This window comes from Scytonema sp. PRP1 (genome assembly GCF_036697665.2).
GTDB classification, from domain to species: Bacteria; Cyanobacteriota; Cyanobacteriia; order Cyanobacteriales; family Nostocaceae; genus Kalymmatonema; species Kalymmatonema gypsitolerans.
In genome coordinates this window covers 40750-55124 of sequence record NZ_JBAHYJ020000037.1, presented here as the reverse complement: position 1 = coordinate 55124, position 14375 = coordinate 40750, and the positions used below count along the sequence as shown (strand labels likewise).

The 14375-nt window shown below is 42.3% G+C and carries 13 protein-coding genes and 1 pseudogene; 7 read left to right on the top strand and 7 right to left on the bottom strand.

From position 1 onward, the window contains the following. Positions 1–686: 686 nt before the first annotated feature. From V5G28_RS07335 to V5G28_RS07320, 4 genes are all read left to right on the top strand, one after another. Complete coding sequence (locus tag V5G28_RS07335) at positions 687–905, top strand: hypothetical protein (RefSeq protein ID WP_336230034.1); 219 nt, start codon at positions 687–689, stop codon at positions 903–905. A 48-nt stretch (positions 906–953) separates the two neighbouring features. Next, entirely contained in the window at positions 954–1391 is a 438-nt protein-coding gene (locus V5G28_RS07330; RefSeq protein ID WP_336230033.1) for a nitrogen fixation protein, read from the top strand. Between the two features lie 199 nt (positions 1392–1590). Continuing rightward, entirely contained in the window at positions 1591–2745 is a 1155-nt protein-coding gene (locus V5G28_RS07325) for a phosphotransferase family protein (RefSeq protein ID WP_336230031.1), read from the top strand. A 123-nt stretch (positions 2746–2868) separates the two neighbouring features. Then, positions 2869–3972 carry a T3SS effector HopA1 family protein gene (locus V5G28_RS07320; protein ID WP_336230029.1) on the top strand — a complete coding sequence of 368 codons (1104 nt, stop codon included), beginning with the start codon at positions 2869–2871 and terminating at the stop codon, positions 3970–3972. Here the strand turns inward: V5G28_RS07320 and V5G28_RS07315 are convergent. Together V5G28_RS07315 and V5G28_RS07310 are read right to left on the bottom strand one after the other, a co-directional pair. Next, entirely contained in the window at positions 3969–4328 is a 360-nt protein-coding gene (locus V5G28_RS07315) for a DUF5615 family PIN-like protein (RefSeq protein ID WP_336230027.1), read from the bottom strand. The two genes, V5G28_RS07320 and V5G28_RS07315, sit on opposite strands and share 4 nt — an antisense overlap. Further along, positions 4306–4842, bottom strand: coding sequence for a hypothetical protein (locus V5G28_RS07310; protein ID WP_336230026.1), 537 nt, complete (start codon positions 4840–4842; stop codon positions 4306–4308). Before V5G28_RS07310 ends, V5G28_RS07315 begins: the two co-directional genes overlap by 23 nt. A gap of 84 nt (positions 4843–4926) precedes the next feature. On the opposite strand from V5G28_RS07310, the gene V5G28_RS07305 reads away from it, so the two are divergent. The 3 genes from V5G28_RS07305 to V5G28_RS07295 all read left to right on the top strand — a co-directional run bounded on the left by V5G28_RS07305 (position 4927) and on the right by V5G28_RS07295 (position 7434). After that, positions 4927–5085, top strand: coding sequence for a hypothetical protein (locus V5G28_RS07305; RefSeq protein WP_336230025.1), 159 nt, complete (start codon positions 4927–4929; stop codon positions 5083–5085). 537 nt (positions 5086–5622) lie between these two features. Beyond that, positions 5623–5769, top strand: a complete 147-nt coding sequence (locus V5G28_RS07300) for a hypothetical protein (RefSeq protein WP_336230023.1) — start codon at positions 5623–5625, stop codon at positions 5767–5769. 324 nt (positions 5770–6093) lie between these two features. Next, a complete protein-coding gene (locus V5G28_RS07295) occupies positions 6094–7434 on the top strand; it encodes a tetratricopeptide repeat protein (protein WP_336230020.1) in 1341 nt (446 codons plus the stop codon). Between the two features lie 101 nt (positions 7435–7535). On the opposite strand, the pseudogene V5G28_RS07290 reads toward V5G28_RS07295, so the two are convergent. The 5 genes and pseudogenes from V5G28_RS07290 to V5G28_RS07270 all read right to left on the bottom strand — a co-directional run bounded on the left by V5G28_RS07290 (position 7536) and on the right by V5G28_RS07270 (position 14351). Then, positions 7536–8228: pseudogene (locus V5G28_RS07290) on the bottom strand (IS1 family transposase). Positions 8229–8543: 315 nt separating this feature from the next. After that, positions 8544–9281 carry a peptidylprolyl isomerase gene (locus V5G28_RS07285; RefSeq protein ID WP_336230019.1) on the bottom strand — a complete coding sequence of 246 codons (738 nt, stop codon included), beginning with the start codon at positions 9279–9281 and terminating at the stop codon, positions 8544–8546. Between the two features lie 131 nt (positions 9282–9412). Further along, entirely contained in the window at positions 9413–10945 is a 1533-nt protein-coding gene (locus V5G28_RS07280; protein ID WP_336230018.1) for an HlyD family efflux transporter periplasmic adaptor subunit, read from the bottom strand. Positions 10946–11008: 63 nt separating this feature from the next. Continuing rightward, positions 11009–13738, bottom strand: a complete 2730-nt coding sequence (locus V5G28_RS07275; RefSeq protein WP_336230017.1) for a peptidase domain-containing ABC transporter — start codon at positions 13736–13738, stop codon at positions 11009–11011. Further along, positions 13719–14351 (bottom strand): helix-turn-helix domain-containing protein, encoded by a 633-nt coding sequence (locus tag V5G28_RS07270; RefSeq protein WP_336230015.1) that lies wholly within the window; start codon positions 14349–14351, stop codon positions 13719–13721. The genes V5G28_RS07275 and V5G28_RS07270 overlap by 20 nt, the downstream gene beginning before the upstream one ends. Positions 14352–14375 lie beyond the last annotated feature (24 nt).

The following is a 14375-nucleotide window of genomic DNA, read 5'->3' as shown; positions in this document are numbered from 1 at the left end:
AGGCGATTACGCAAACGGTAAGTTTGAGTTGATAAATAGTCTTGGTTTGCGACCCCCCACGTCTACCGAGAGATAAATGTCGGTCATTCCAAATAGAGTGCGAATAGATACCGCCATATGTTAGCACAGCCATATCACCAATCGCCTCCAAAAATCCACATATTTTGCACCAAATGGCTACCTAATGGCTGCCTATTCTGAATAATGTTAAAGATGAAAGTCTTGACAAATTGTGCTTAAATTGCACCAATAGTTGTGCTTGGGAGCCATCACGCAATAAACAAAGAGCCTCAGTTTATTGGCGATTTATCACTCAAATTACAGCGTTTGTACCCGTCATAGTAACTGTGGCGGACTACTAGGGACACCAAAAAACCTTGGGATATTTTCGAGACATAAATATTTTAGTTATTTGTATAAATTAAGTTAGATATTCTATGGTGCAGGTGCTTGAAGTTTGAGTAACCGCAGCATGGTACGCAGGCAGTATAACTAAACTCAGTTAAAAATTATTTTATAAAAAAATGTCATCTTTTGGGACAAAAAAGTTTTAGTTGTGTCTCATCTAAAGTTACAAAAAATGGTGTAATAACTTTCCTATTACCTAGAATTTGAAAACAGATTAGGCAATTACGCTGCTCAGTGTTTCAGCCTAACTACAGTTACAAATTAAGAGGAAAATCCAAATGGACGCAAACCAAAGAAAGTACAAAGGTCAAGTTGAAATTAATGATTTGATTGGTGATGCCGTGAAAAATGCGGTCTTCAGACGGCATCAGGTTATAGATTCAGAAGACGCTTTATCAGCTTTGTCTGATCATGAAGCGGGAAGCATTGCAGGTGGTGTTACCGTAGCTGGTGGCATTCGTCGTCCGTTTCCACTAGAGGATTCGGCACTTGCTTAATTGTCAGCCTTCAACTGTAAGAGATACTTTTTGTGGGAGGGTGAATTAATGCAAGAGATTGCTACTGATAAGACCACACTTTGTCCCAGTGCTAGACCAGAATGGCAAGACAGTATTGTCTTCGCCGTAATCGGTGGGACAGTGGCAGAACCTCGTGTAGCTTACCTCAACCAGTCGCAACCAGTCACCGATGAACTCATAGCAAAAGCCAACCCAGTAACACCTACTGAAATATTTAGGACGGCGGCACCCTGTGCGGCTATGGCTTGTCAGCATTTTGATGGCAAAGATTGTCGTCTGGCAATGCGAATTGTCGAGAAATTGCCTGCGGTAGTGGAGGAATTGCCCCCCTGTTCTATACGCCGAGATTGTCGTTGGTGGCAGCAGGAAGGTAAGGCAGCTTGTATGCGTTGTCCGCAAGTTATTACCGATAACTACAATGCGTCTGAAATAATGCGTAACGTGGCGACAGCTACTACTGCTTAAGCGAAGCTACCATAGCACTCTTAAATAATTTGTGAAATACTTCCTGATAACTGTCCTTTGTCAATAGTCATTAGTCATTTGTAATTAATAAGGACTCATAACTATTGACAGCGGATTTACTTGAAGAAGCCGTGCAAGCCGTTGTTGTTTTTAAAACGAAGAAGGCTTTAGACAGAATTGAGAAAGAAGCTGGTGTGTTATGGCATTTCTATTGAACCATCACAATGTTTTTGATTATTTAGTTGAGCTTTGCAATCAGTCAGAGCAACCTCTCAGTAAGGTAGAGCCAGTTGCAGCCAAGAATTTTAACTTATTAGTGACTTTTGCAGACGATCGCAAACTACTGGTTAAGCAGGAACGGCATAATCAGGAAGGGAAAGCGGCTGGTGAGTTTTTAAGTGAGTGGCGAATTCAAGAATTCTTACAGCGATTTTCAGAACTGAATCACCTGCGTCCATTTTTACCAGAGGTGCTGCATTTTGATAGGGAGAATTCCATTATTGTCAAGAGCTACCTCGATGACTATCGGGATTTAATGGATTTCTACACTAAGGAAAATAGTTTCAACAGTGAAATCGCTGCGGCGATTGGCACAATGATTGCAACTGTCCATAGTGAGACTTTCAACCGCCAAGAGTATCAAGATTTTTTCTCTAAAAATCGGGAAAATTCAGCTTCCGACCAAGTGACGAATTTGATACGAGGGTTGGAAAGGATTTCGCCAGAAATTTTTGGTTTAGTACCTGCTGATGGGTTGAAATTTTTTGCCCTCTATCAGCGGTATGATAGTTTGGGGCAGGCGATCGCGCAATTGGCTAGTGCTTTTACTCCCTCTTGTCTCACCCACAATGACCTGAAACTGAATAATATCCTTTTGCAAAACAATTGGGAGCAAGCAAGTAACCCTATTGTGCGGCTAATTGATTGGGAACGTTCTGCTTGGGGAGATCCAGCTTTTGATTTAGGAACGGTGATTGGTAGCTATGTGCAAATCTGGCTGGGTAGCTTAGTTATTAGTAATTCTTTGAGTATTGACGAATCTCTGCGTTTGGCAATAACTCCCTTAGACAAACTTCAGCCTTCGATTTTTAGGTTAATCCAAGCTTATTTTCACACGTTTCCAGAAATTTCAGAACACCGTCCTGATTTCTTACAGCGGGTGGTGCAATTTGCAGGTTTCGCTTTGATTCAACAGATTCAGGCGATGATTCAATATCAAAAATCTTTTGGCAATACGGGGATTGCCATGCTTCAGGTTGCTAAGACGTTGTTGTGTCGTCCGGAACAATCAATGCCAACGATTTTTGGTACTGCTGCTGAATTAAAACAGACTCGGATTGAAATTCCTGGCTAATAACTTAAGCCCGTTAAAACGGACTAAAAACTTATATTTATTTGTAGCAATTAGCCTTGAAGTTAATTTTGGGGCGAACAAAGAAAGCTTGAACATAGGGGAAATCCAAAATACTTGCATCAAATGACACAATTACTCAATTTTCCATCAATTCAACAGTCAACTGGCGTAACTGGGCAATTACTAGATGTTCTAGAAGATATTGTTCACAAAGTTGAAATTCATTCTGATTTCTCCATTCGCCATCCAGATTATAAACCGTTGGAACTGCCAGCAGAGGCGGTTGACCGTTTTCAGAAAATGCCTGAACAGATGCAGCAAAAATATCTGAGTTTGCAACTGCGGAGTTTTCTCTACGGTATATATTACAACGGTTCTATGCGAAGTACCCTGGCACTAGATGGGGAGGAAAATGGTCTAAACCTAGATTTGGAGAATAATACTTTCTTGGGGGTAGATATCGCGTTTTATCAGCAATTACATGAAAGTAATTGTGGAGAGGGCTATTTTGACCCTGGCTGGTCTGTTTTAAGAGAAGAAACTGACGGTACTTTAGCGATGAGTAAGGGCAGTTTGAGGCTGCATATTCAACGGGATAAGCATCTTCAACCTGCTGAAAGATCCGCCGCTGTAGGTGAATTAGTGGCTATCCGGATGCCAAAGAATCTAGTGCAAAATGGCTTTTATATGGCAGTGGGCAATGCAGGATTACAAAGTCAGCAGCATTTAGAACAAGCACAACAAATAGTACGTATTTACTTCAACTTAACCCCCTCTGGTACAGTAGAAGTCATGAGGAATTTAACCCAGCAGTTAAATGCTATTTCTATTGGGTTTAGTTTTAAAGTTCTCTACAACCCAGGAGACTACAAGCGTTACGATTCAGGCGTTTTATATTTTGATAAGAGGGATTATGAGGCAGTTAGTGAAGTTTTACAAGCTGTTTATCAGCAGAAAGAATCGCATTTTAAGTCAAACGTTCCCCTATTCACCAAGCAGTTAGCACTAGGGTTGGGGTTGGCAGAAGAACCAGACCAAAAGTTTGGTGTTCAGGAAAGCTTTGGGATGAATCGCTGTCAGATTGTGGCAAATGGGTTACTAAAAGCTTGGCATCAAGGGGATGACTCGCCAAAGGTAAGAATGCAGGCTATCCTTGGGCAATTTTCTCATTTGGGAATTGATTTGCAGCGTCCTTATCTCAATGCCAATTCAGAGGATATTTATTAGTAGTTCCATTGATTGAGGGGAATAAACTGATTGGCTAGGCTATAGTCCGATGCTTCGATGTTGGCGATGGACTTGACGATACTCAGGTAGCTCATGCTTTTTGATGGGTCAGAGTGCTGGTAGACTGCTAAGATGCCGGGATGATTTGGGTTTGCTTTGTGCAGAGTCTGGAAGTCATCGCAGTTGCGGGTCAGTAATACACGCTCTTCAAGTCTTGCATAGTCAAGTACAACTGAGTCAGGCTTGCTCATTAGAGCTGCTTCGTTGACTGTTATAACATCATGACCTGCACTCCGTAATAAATTAACTAAACGTTTTGCCTGGGAGTCTTCATCAATGAGTAGTTTTAGGCTCAAGGGAGACTCCTTGTTGTTCGAGGCGGTAACGCTCTTCTTCTGCTTCAAGCTTAAGGAGTTCTTGGTGACTTTCGCAATAGTGAATAGCTTCCTCAATGGCAGCAAGGGGGAGGTTCCAATTATCTGCTGCCTCTTCTATTGACATCTGGTTAGCAATCATATCCTGCCAGACAGTCGAGGCAAGTAATTTTCGCCCTTTAATGTAAAGTTGCCGCCGCCAAGGGTGAGGGCGTTCCACTAGATATTGCCAGTCGCCTGTTTGGGGAGATTCAAGTTCTGGGATAAGTAGGCGGACTTGCCCTTCTCTTGTGTGGAGAAATAGTTGAGTACCTGGACGCATGTGACGCTTGAGAGTGACCATTAGGTCGATGGAACGCAGGATTGTTTCTTTGGTATTAGGAGCAGCGATCGCATCACGTAGCCAGTTGAGCTTTGCTTCTTGTTCTGGAGTAATGTTGAAGTTCTGTCGCTTGGTTTCTACCGTTTCTGGATTAGATGATATCGGCGTGGTCATATTACCTTATAACTAGGAATTAGCTTGGTAAGTACAATATGAGTATATCATCCTCATCAAATCTCTTTACCAACGAGGCTCCCCATGTCGAGAGCAATATCTCCGATTGAGCATTTCTTACCGCTTCATCCTCCGAAAGAAATCTTGTCTACCATATATGACTTGCCTTTTGAAGACCCGGAGTCAGCAGGTTTGCTTAACGAGTACCGTCTGTGGCACTCCCAGTTGTGTAGCGCTACATGAGTGCCCACACATCTATGCGATCGCGCAGTTGGCAACACGCTCTTTCATCTGTCGGATTCCTATAGTCCATAACTGTATTATTTATATCCCTTTTATAGCAACTAAAATCTTGAAAAAAGCGAATAAATCATAGACTGTGTTGAGGTCAGAGGACGAAGACCTCACTCATGTAGTTGACTGAGCTTGGGATATTTCGGATTTCCAGAAGAATACTTAAAAGAAATATGGTCAAGTGGAAGAGATAACTGATTAGCGATTGCTCAAGGGGTAGTGGCGAAGTAAAGAGTTATTACAGCGATTTTCTCACCTTGACTTAAATGCCTGTAAATTTATATTTAGTTATTTGTTTTAATATCTAATAATAATTAAATATTATTTGGGCTGACTATATTAGGATATAAATGGATTATTTATGTCATTTTTATTATTAACAAAGCCCTTGAAAAAAAATTCCAAATAATCAATTATAGTTATGGGATAAGGCAATAAAAAGTCTAATCTCGAATGAAATCACTTGACTTAAGAGGACATGGTTCGATGGCTAATATTAAAATCAACAAACTGAAGCTCGATACCAACAAATCAGAAGAGATGATTGATCTGAAAGCCGAAAATACTGATTTTACGGCTTTTAAGACCCTGCGCGGCGGTTTAGCTGCTAGTAAGCCCTGTTGGCGCTGTTAATTAATAATATTCTAAAAAAGTTCCCGACTCACGACAAATCATTGTGAAAAAGGGAAGTATTTTTAGGATGTTTGTTAGTCCCACAGTAGTTATGTTGACTCATAATACTGTGGGTTTATTTGATAAAAATGCTAACTTTTATTTGCTGTGGTGTTTTTTGCCTAGCTTAAATAATAGGAGAAAAGACTAGCATTCTTTTGATATCCTGTACCTTGGATTTAAGTTAAAAATGGATTATTTTTAACGGCATCGTCTACTCTTTAGCATTGCCATTCCTTACGAGTTAATTCAACAATTCAGCATTACAAAAAACAAGAGATATTTATGCTTTTACTCGATACTTCACTGATAGCTTGGCTAAATCAACCGTACATCGATCTAGGTTCTTCCAACGGTGGAGCCTTACATACTTATGGAATAGAATTCAGTTATTGCAATTTAATCAGTGAGACATCATTTACTGATACACCAGTGCCCTACGGAGTACAAGTGATTCTTCCTTCCTCTTTTCGAGAATCTTTGCTAAAAGAAACTGGTATGCTTCAATACCAAGTTAATCACCCATTACAAATTGCCAATGAGTTACGAACTGAGCGATGGAACAAGCTTTGTGATTATTTGACCTGTTACCATGAGCTTCAGACTGTTACAAAGCTCCGGGCTATGAATCTTTTGGGAAGCTTGTGTCTACATCAAACTGTCCTAGAGTACGTACCAGAGATGTCGGGTTCAGAGATAGCTAGTGATCCAGTACTTGCTGCACTGGCTTTTTGTCGAGCTATTTCAAGTCTGCTTTTACGAAGTGAATCCAGCAACCTCAACAACTTGGAGGAGTTTGAAATCATTGCTAATAATGCTCCACATGGCAGTCGGGTAAGGTTGAGTGCCGCTCTCCAGCTTGTAGTCCAGTATGCAAAAACTTTCAGAAATTTGGCAAGTGCAGAGTTTTGGAGATCAATTGCTGCCAAGGAAATCCAAGATATTAAACCTTATATTGATGATTTTGGTTACAGACTCTTAATGAGTGTCTACTATCGTGCTGTTGTTTTTGTTCCCCTTCTACATGGGGATAAAGACAAGGTAATCGAGGAAATGGATCTGTGCGAATTCTATGCAAAAAACCTAAGTTGTAAGAATGAAGTGCAGGAGATAGTAGCGAATGAGAACCGGAATATTGTTTTAGAAAGTCGAACCAAAGAAGCTTTGTGGCTCGGTGACATAGATTTAGCAGAGGAGCGAGCTAGACAGTTAACCCAGATGGATACGTTAGATCCCAGATATCGTCTTGAGTTGGGAGAAATTTTAATTAAGCAGCGCAAAATTGAGGAAGCAGCCAAGGTGTATGCTTCAGCAACTAGGCTAGGCCCGCCAGGAACAGCGATCGCTTGGTTTATGAGAGGTCAATGCCACGAGTCACTGGGTGAAATGGAAATAGCCTGCGATTGTTATCTAGCTTCGCTGCACATAGATCCAGAGGCTATTTCAGCTGTAGAACGACTAACTAATTTAGCTACTTATCTCGGCAACTCAGCGATAGTGAACTGGAGTAGACTGCGTTTAATGGAACTACAAGAGCAACAACAAGGTATGCCAAAACAGCCCAAAGTCTCATATATAAGAGAAGCTTCTTCTGAACTTAAGACGGCCGCAGAGGCAATGATCTGATAATTTAGAGTAAAACTGAATTGATATTAAGTTATCAGATTAGCAATTTAACTAAAGGTTGCAGTTGACGTTGGCTAGGCGTTGCATAAATGCGGGATGATTTAATTCAATATAGGTATTTCCTGATACTTCAAGTAATGAAGTAATAATCGAATTGAATATTTCAGCATATCTACTGATTTGGAATAGCACAATGTTTTGCGATGCAGTCGTGCTAAGTAGTGACGCAAGCGGGTATTTTCGCCTTCTACTCTGGTCATATATGTTTTACTCACAATTTGGTCTCCATCAGGGATAAAACTGGGGTAGACTTTCCAGCCATCTGTCACATAGAAATAGCTCTTCCACTGTTTAACAATTTCCCACAATGGCTCAAACGTTTCGGCACTATGGTCTCCTAAACGAGCGGCTAAAATACCCTGATCGAAGTGATTTACTGCTGTCCAGAGCCAAATTTTGTTTTTTTTGAACCGATGAATGTCTCTAATTCATCCAGTTCTCCAACTTCTGGAATGATATCTTCTTTTGGTACATCTGGAAGTTTTTCTCCTAATTGTTTGACCCAATAAATGATAGTAGTATGATGCACACCTTTAACTCGTTCAATTCCGCGAAAACCCATACCGTTCAGGTACATTTTTAAGCATTCTTGTTTCAGATCCTCTGAATATCCTTTTGGCGGATTGTACAGGTCGATAAATTGGCGATCGCATTCACTGCAAATGTGATGCGTGTTTACCTCTTCGCTTTCCGTTCTTCCGAATCTCCGTAGAACCACAGTATGGACATTGCACAGTAGATAACCTCAATTCCTCCCTCTATTATGCAATGCCGACGTTGGCTATTCTAAGGGATGATTTATATGTGATGATAAACAGTGCAGATATTGCCAAATCATCCCAAAGCGCAACACAGCAAACAAGTTTGTTTTGGGACTTCCAAAAAATAAATTATCCAGTAGTGGCGTGGCAAGACTAAAATGGTGTATGTAATAGCTAAAGGCTCGTAGTAGGGCTTTAGCCCCAAAAAACCATAAATCTAATGCACAAATTTAGCCAAGCCACGCTACTACGGTCATTGGTTGGATATTTTTTTAATTGGAAGTACCTTTAGTCAAGCTTTAAATTAAATTCAACTTGCGCGGCTTGTTCTTTCAGCCAATTAGTATATAAATCGGCAGCAATTTTTTCGCGCAGTTGCTCATCTAATTGAAATTGAATAATGTCTTCTATCAGAATCAAACTTATTCCCGTAGCAGTTACAATTGGTTTAAGGAGATGTGGTGGTTTAGCTGCAAAGACAGCAGCAGAAATTTCTGGCTTTAAATCTTTGCGATGTACTATCCCTTGATATCCACCTTTTCGACGTAATTCCGTATCCTGGATGTATTTGTGAGCAACATCAAAAAAACTCATCTCACCTTCCTTAATCGCATAAAAGAGTTCTATCGCCAAGTCTTCATCATCCAGAACAACCTCATACATGACCACAGCAGCATAATCTAGTTGATTTTCAAAGAAATAGGGTTCAACTTTATCTGCAAACAGATGAGCGGCTAACTTCCCAGAAATGACGGTGCTGTAAACAATTTCTTCATAATCATCTATAGAAAGACTATGTTTTTCCAACCATGCCCAGGTATCATCAGCACTAATAAGTTTGTTCATTAACCGAATTTGGTCTGCTGCTTTTTGCAATTCTTCAGTCTCTACTTTTATACCTGCCTCAGCTGCGGCATTTGCAATAACCTTGCGGGTAACAATTCCCTCAATGAACTCAGGAACTTTGTAGGATAGCTTGACTTGGGAAAGAATATCTTCGTTGGTAATGGTAATAGGTTGAGACATGATTTTTCTCCTATGTAGATAGACGTAGATGCTAAATTTGAGAAGGCAGAGCCGGCAGAGCCTCCAAGCAACGCATTCCTACGCAGAGGATAGGAAAGAGAAATTAGCTGCAAAGCCTATAAACAGACGCTCTACAATTTCAAACCACCCTGCTGCAACTGCTTAAATGGGTCAAGCAGAAAATCAATAATTCGACGCTGGCGCACAATTACCTCAGCAGTCGCCGTGTCCCCAGGACGCAACCCAATACACTTATTAGGAGTGGGAATACAATGCTGATTTAGGGCAATTTCCAAGTTATAAGCTGCCACTTTGCCATTAGGTGTGTCCACTTCTGAGGTAGTAGGAGAAATCTCCACTAACTTGCCTTCCACTATTCCATAATCCTGAAAAGGATAAGCATCAAACTTTAGCTTTGCTGGCAATCCTTTCCGCAAAGAACCACTCTCAGTCGTCGCCATCAGCGCCCGAATAATTAGCGGCGAACCTTGGGGTGCAATCTCCGCCACCATTGTTCCCGGTTGCACTACAGACCCAGCCCTTTGAATCGGCAACTGAAACACTGTACCGTTCACAGGGGCTTTTAACACTCGTTGTCCTAACTGAATCTTTAATGATAAAATCTGACTTTTACTTTGAGCAATTTCTGCCTTCAGCGTACTAATTTCCGTCTCCATATTCTTCTGTTGTTCCTCGCTTTTTAAGATAGCCAGCTTACCGGAACGAGTCAAAGTCTGATAACTCCGTTCCTGTTCCTTTAGTCGCAACTGAGCCTGTTCAATATCCGCCTTGGCTTTGCGAATAGTCCGCTCATAACTACTTTGTTGTTCTGCCAAACGTAGTTTAGATTGCTCAATATCTGACTTACTTTGTTCATATACCTTTTGCTTTTCTTTAGCTATATCTTGCTTTTCCACTAAATTAATCTCTGGAACAACTCCCTCCTGCCTTAGCTTGCTATAGCGTTCAACCTCTCGTTGGGAACTCGCTAAACTACTTTCCACTAACTTACTGGCAGTTTGACTATGCTCAAAAGTTTGCCTTGCCTGATTGACTTGAGCTAGTTTTTCTGACTTTTGTAAGTCATAGGAATTACTAAGAGCATCAAGATTCTGCCTAGCCTGGTCAATTTGAGCCTGCTTTTCCAACTGTTGAGCTTGATTTTGTTGCTGTTGAGTCGCCAAAGCCACAACTAACTGATTCTTAGATGAATTTAACTGAGAAAGCCGATTTAATTGACCCTCTAACTTATCTTGCACCTGCCGCAAGTCCGCCTTAACCAATTCCGATTCCAACACCAACAAAGTCTGCCCAGCCTTAACCGCATCACCCTCCTTTACCGAGATTTGGGCAACAGTTCCTGGTACAGCAGCATCTAGCCTAACTGTCTTGCCCTTAGGCTCAAGTCGCCCTCTAGCAGTACCCGTTTCATCCACCTTAGACAGCATTGCCCAAGGTAAAACGATAGACACAAAAACTACCAAAAAATACAGCAATCCCCTTGTCCAAACCAGAGGTAAACTATCAAGTGATTCCTGAGTTACGTCAGACCAATCATTAGTTGATATTGTTGGTGTTATTCCTGGTGTTTCGGAGGTTAAAACTAGTTGCTGTGCATCCTCATGCACTTCGTTTGAAACCCGTCCATTCAATGTATTTGTCATGATTTTTTATCACACAATTTTGGATTGTAGAGACGTTGCATCCGAAAGTTCTACATTAGGTATTCACGCTGCTGCATCCAACTGCTGTTGATTGAGGTAGAAATAATGCCCTCGCTTCGCCATCAACTCTGAGTGATTTCCACTCTCAATCAACACGCCCCGATCCAGCACCAAAATCAAATCTGCATTCCGCACAGTCGAAAGGCGATGGGCAATTACCAACGTGGTTCGCCCCTTAAGAATTGTGTTCAAATTCCGCTGAATAATCCTTTCGGACTCTGTATCCAGATGGCTTGTCGCCTCATCCAAAATCAACAACTTAGGATTTCCTAATAAAGCGCGGGCGATCGCAATCCGCTGGCGTTGTCCACCAGACAACAACCCCCCACCTTCTCCAATCTGCGTTTCATACCCCATCGGCAACTTTTTAATAAACTCATCAGCACCCGCTAGTTTTCCCGCCTCAATCACCTCTGACAAAGTTGCCCCAGGATGTGCCAAGCTGATATTTTCTCGAATCGTACTGCCAAACAAAAAGGTATCTTGGTCAACTACCCCAACAGAGGAACGTAAGGAACGCAAGGAAATACTGGTAATATCTTGTCCATCAATCAACACTTTGCCATCTGTAGGGGGATACAACCCCAAAACCAACTTAGAAATCGTGGTCTTCCCCGAACCACTACGTCCTACCAGTGCTACCATTTGTCCTGGTTTTACTTCAAAACTGAGATTTTCTAGGACATTAGTATCGCTTTCTGGGTGATAGCGAAATGTCACGTTTTCAAAGCGAATGTATCCCCTAACTCCCGGTAATGATTGTCGCGCTTGATGCTGTAAATCCTCTTCAGGTTCCGCATCCAACACATCATTAATCCGTTCCACCGCAATCACCACTTCCTGCAATTGATTCCACAACACCGTTAAGCGTTGGAAGGGCGTAATAATCTGACCCAGTAGCATATTAAATGCCACCAATTGCCCAATGGTTAGCTGGTTTTGAATCACCTGGTGCGCCCCAAACCACAGCAAGGCAGTAGTTACCACTGCTTGAATTGTGTTGCTGAAAATTTGCAGGCGATTGCTGATAACTTGCCCGGAAAAGTTCGTTTTTATCTCTTTATTTAATAACTCTTCCCAATGCCAACGCACTGTTTGTTCCACCGCTGTAGATTTAACAGTCCGCACACCAGTCAGGGCTTCAATCAGATAACTACTTTCGTTGGCAACAGCATTAAATATTTCTCTAGAAATCTTCTGTAAAAAAGGTGTAGCAATCAACGCCAGCAAGAAAAAAGGCGGTACAATCACCAACGCCAGCAACGCCATTTTCCAACTGTACCAAAACATCAATCCCACATAGATAAACACAGTAAGTAAATCCAGCAGGATAGACAAAGCCTCACCAGAAAGGAAGCGTTGAATTTTGCGGTTTTCCTGCATACGAGAGATAATATCTCCCACATAACGAGACTCGAAGAAATTCAAGGGTAGTCGCAGAGTATGGCGAATAAACCCAACAATCAGTGATAAATCTATCCTGTTCGCTGTGTGGTCTAACAGATATTGCCGCAACCCCATTATCGCCACGCGGAAGAGACTAAAAATCAGTAACCCAATTCCCACCGCCGTTAAGGTTAGTTCAGAACGCTGCACCACCACTCGGTCTAAAATTAACTGGGTGAATAAAGGGGTTATCAGTCCAAATAACTGGATAAACACCGAAGCGATAAACACCTCCAGCATCACCAAAGAGTGAGGCTTCATCAACTCAAAAAATTGCCAAAAGGGAGTCGAAGCCTCTTTGGCATCTTTGAGAAAAACTGTGGGTTGCAGCAGCAGCGTATAGCCAGTCCAATTAGCTTTAAATTCCGCGTGGCTGAGGCTGCGTTGACCAATGGCGGGGTCGGCTACAATGACGTGTTTGCGGTTAATTTCATAAACAACGATGTAGTGCTTCCCTTCCCAGTGGACAATGGCAGGCAATTTTTGCTTCGCTAACTGGTCAAGACTCGCTTTCACAGGTCGCGTGGCAAACCCAATACTTTCCGCCGCCGCCGATAACCCGCGCAACGACGCGCCATTGCGGTCAACATTGGCGATATCCCGCACGCGGTTGATACTAAAGCGTTTCCCCCAATAGCGAGATACCATTACCAAACAAGCCGCACCGCAGTCTGATGCACTCTGTTGGGCAAAAAACGGATAGCGCCGCAACACATGCTGCCATAAATGCCCGACTCGCTGCGTGGGGTTGGGGAAGTAAGCTTTGCTAATCTTTTTCTGGGGCTGGGCTTCTACCGCTGGTGTTGACAAAATCTCATTTTTATGTATTTTGTTCGATTCAGCTGACCTTACTGGGAGGTCATTTGAGTCCACCTGCTCTTCATTACGCGAAAGCGCCTTATTCCACAAATGCTCTCGGATTTGCGGATACTTGGTCATCAGTGGCAATAATACCTCACCCGGAATAAAGCACAGCTGCAAAGAAACTGAAGCCCTAGCAGCATATGGCTTAAACTCAGCCTCCTTAAACAAGGTAAATTCCCCAAATGATGCTCCCGCCTCCAGAGTGATGATTATCTCACCTGCGTCGTCAAGCAACCTCACCTTGCCAGCCACCACAATGTAGATACCAGCGATTCCGTCAGTTCCTTGCCAGAACTTTCCGACTTTCGGCGTTAGGGATTTAGCTTGTTTAAGACAACGTTGAAATTCTCCTTCGGAAAGAGAATGTCCCAAAGTATTACTTAGCTGTTGCAGAGATAACTGCTCAGATAGATTTTGCGTCATGATTGTCTGATGTCCCTAAGAAGGCGAAGTTAACCGACAAAAATTCCTGATTATCTGACGTATTTGCCAGCTTTAGGTCACTAATCAAGATTTTGGAACCCTGAGCCTGAATCGCGGTTTCCTCGACATTATTCGGTTTTGGTAGAGTGGACAGCCCCATTTGTTTGAGGAGGCGCTTGAGGTGGCGATCGCTCACCTCAATCCCCAATTCTTTCGCCAAATGTTTGCTCAGCCAGTTCACTGTCCACCGCCGAAAAGGATAGCCATAATCACGGGGACTACTGCTAAGTAGTTCCTGCAAACGCTCTAGATATTGGTCATTTACTGCCTTAGGACGACCAATCGGACAATCCTGCCATAGGTGAGCCATTCCAGCATGGGCTATGTGCATCCAATACCGTGCTGTTGCTGCACAACACCCCAAGGTTTGACAAATTTCGGTTTGAGATTTCCCCGAATCTGCCAGCAACATAATTTGGATGCGCTGGCGGTACGATGCAGGTAAATCCTCTTGTAAACTTTTTTGCAGCAGTTTGCGCTGAAAGGGGGTTAAACATTTACCACCAGCAGTCTCTGCGTTCTTAATGTCTGATTTCTCTTGAGTGTGCGACATTTTAAGGTTCCAATAAGCCAGGGA

Excerpts from the sequence above, each read along its gene's own strand:
- V5G28_RS07335 (WP_336230034.1), top strand. The coding sequence starts at position 687 with ATGGACGCAAACCAAAGAAAGTACAAAGGTCAAGTTGAAATTAATGAT.
- V5G28_RS07320 (WP_336230029.1), top strand. The coding sequence starts at position 2,869 with ATGACACAATTACTCAATTTTCCATCAATTCAACAGTCAACTGGCGTA.
- V5G28_RS07310 (WP_336230026.1), bottom strand. The coding sequence starts at position 4,842 with ATGACCACGCCGATATCATCTAATCCAGAAACGGTAGAAACCAAGCGA.
- V5G28_RS07295 (WP_336230020.1), top strand. The coding sequence starts at position 6,094 with ATGCTTTTACTCGATACTTCACTGATAGCTTGGCTAAATCAACCGTAC.
- V5G28_RS07275 (WP_336230017.1), bottom strand. The coding sequence starts at position 13,738 with ATGACGCAAAATCTATCTGAGCAGTTATCTCTGCAACAGCTAAGTAAT.
- V5G28_RS07325 (WP_336230031.1), top strand. The coding sequence starts at position 1,591 with ATGGCATTTCTATTGAACCATCACAATGTTTTTGATTATTTAGTTGAG.
- V5G28_RS07280 (WP_336230018.1), bottom strand. The coding sequence starts at position 10,945 with ATGACAAATACATTGAATGGACGGGTTTCAAACGAAGTGCATGAGGAT.
- V5G28_RS07285 (WP_336230019.1), bottom strand. The coding sequence starts at position 9,281 with ATGTCTCAACCTATTACCATTACCAACGAAGATATTCTTTCCCAAGTC.
- V5G28_RS07330 (WP_336230033.1), top strand. The coding sequence starts at position 954 with ATGCAAGAGATTGCTACTGATAAGACCACACTTTGTCCCAGTGCTAGA.
- V5G28_RS07270 (WP_336230015.1), bottom strand. The coding sequence starts at position 14,351 with ATGTCGCACACTCAAGAGAAATCAGACATTAAGAACGCAGAGACTGCT.
- V5G28_RS07300 (WP_336230023.1), top strand. The coding sequence starts at position 5,623 with ATGGCTAATATTAAAATCAACAAACTGAAGCTCGATACCAACAAATCA.
- V5G28_RS07305 (WP_336230025.1), top strand. The coding sequence starts at position 4,927 with ATGTCGAGAGCAATATCTCCGATTGAGCATTTCTTACCGCTTCATCCT.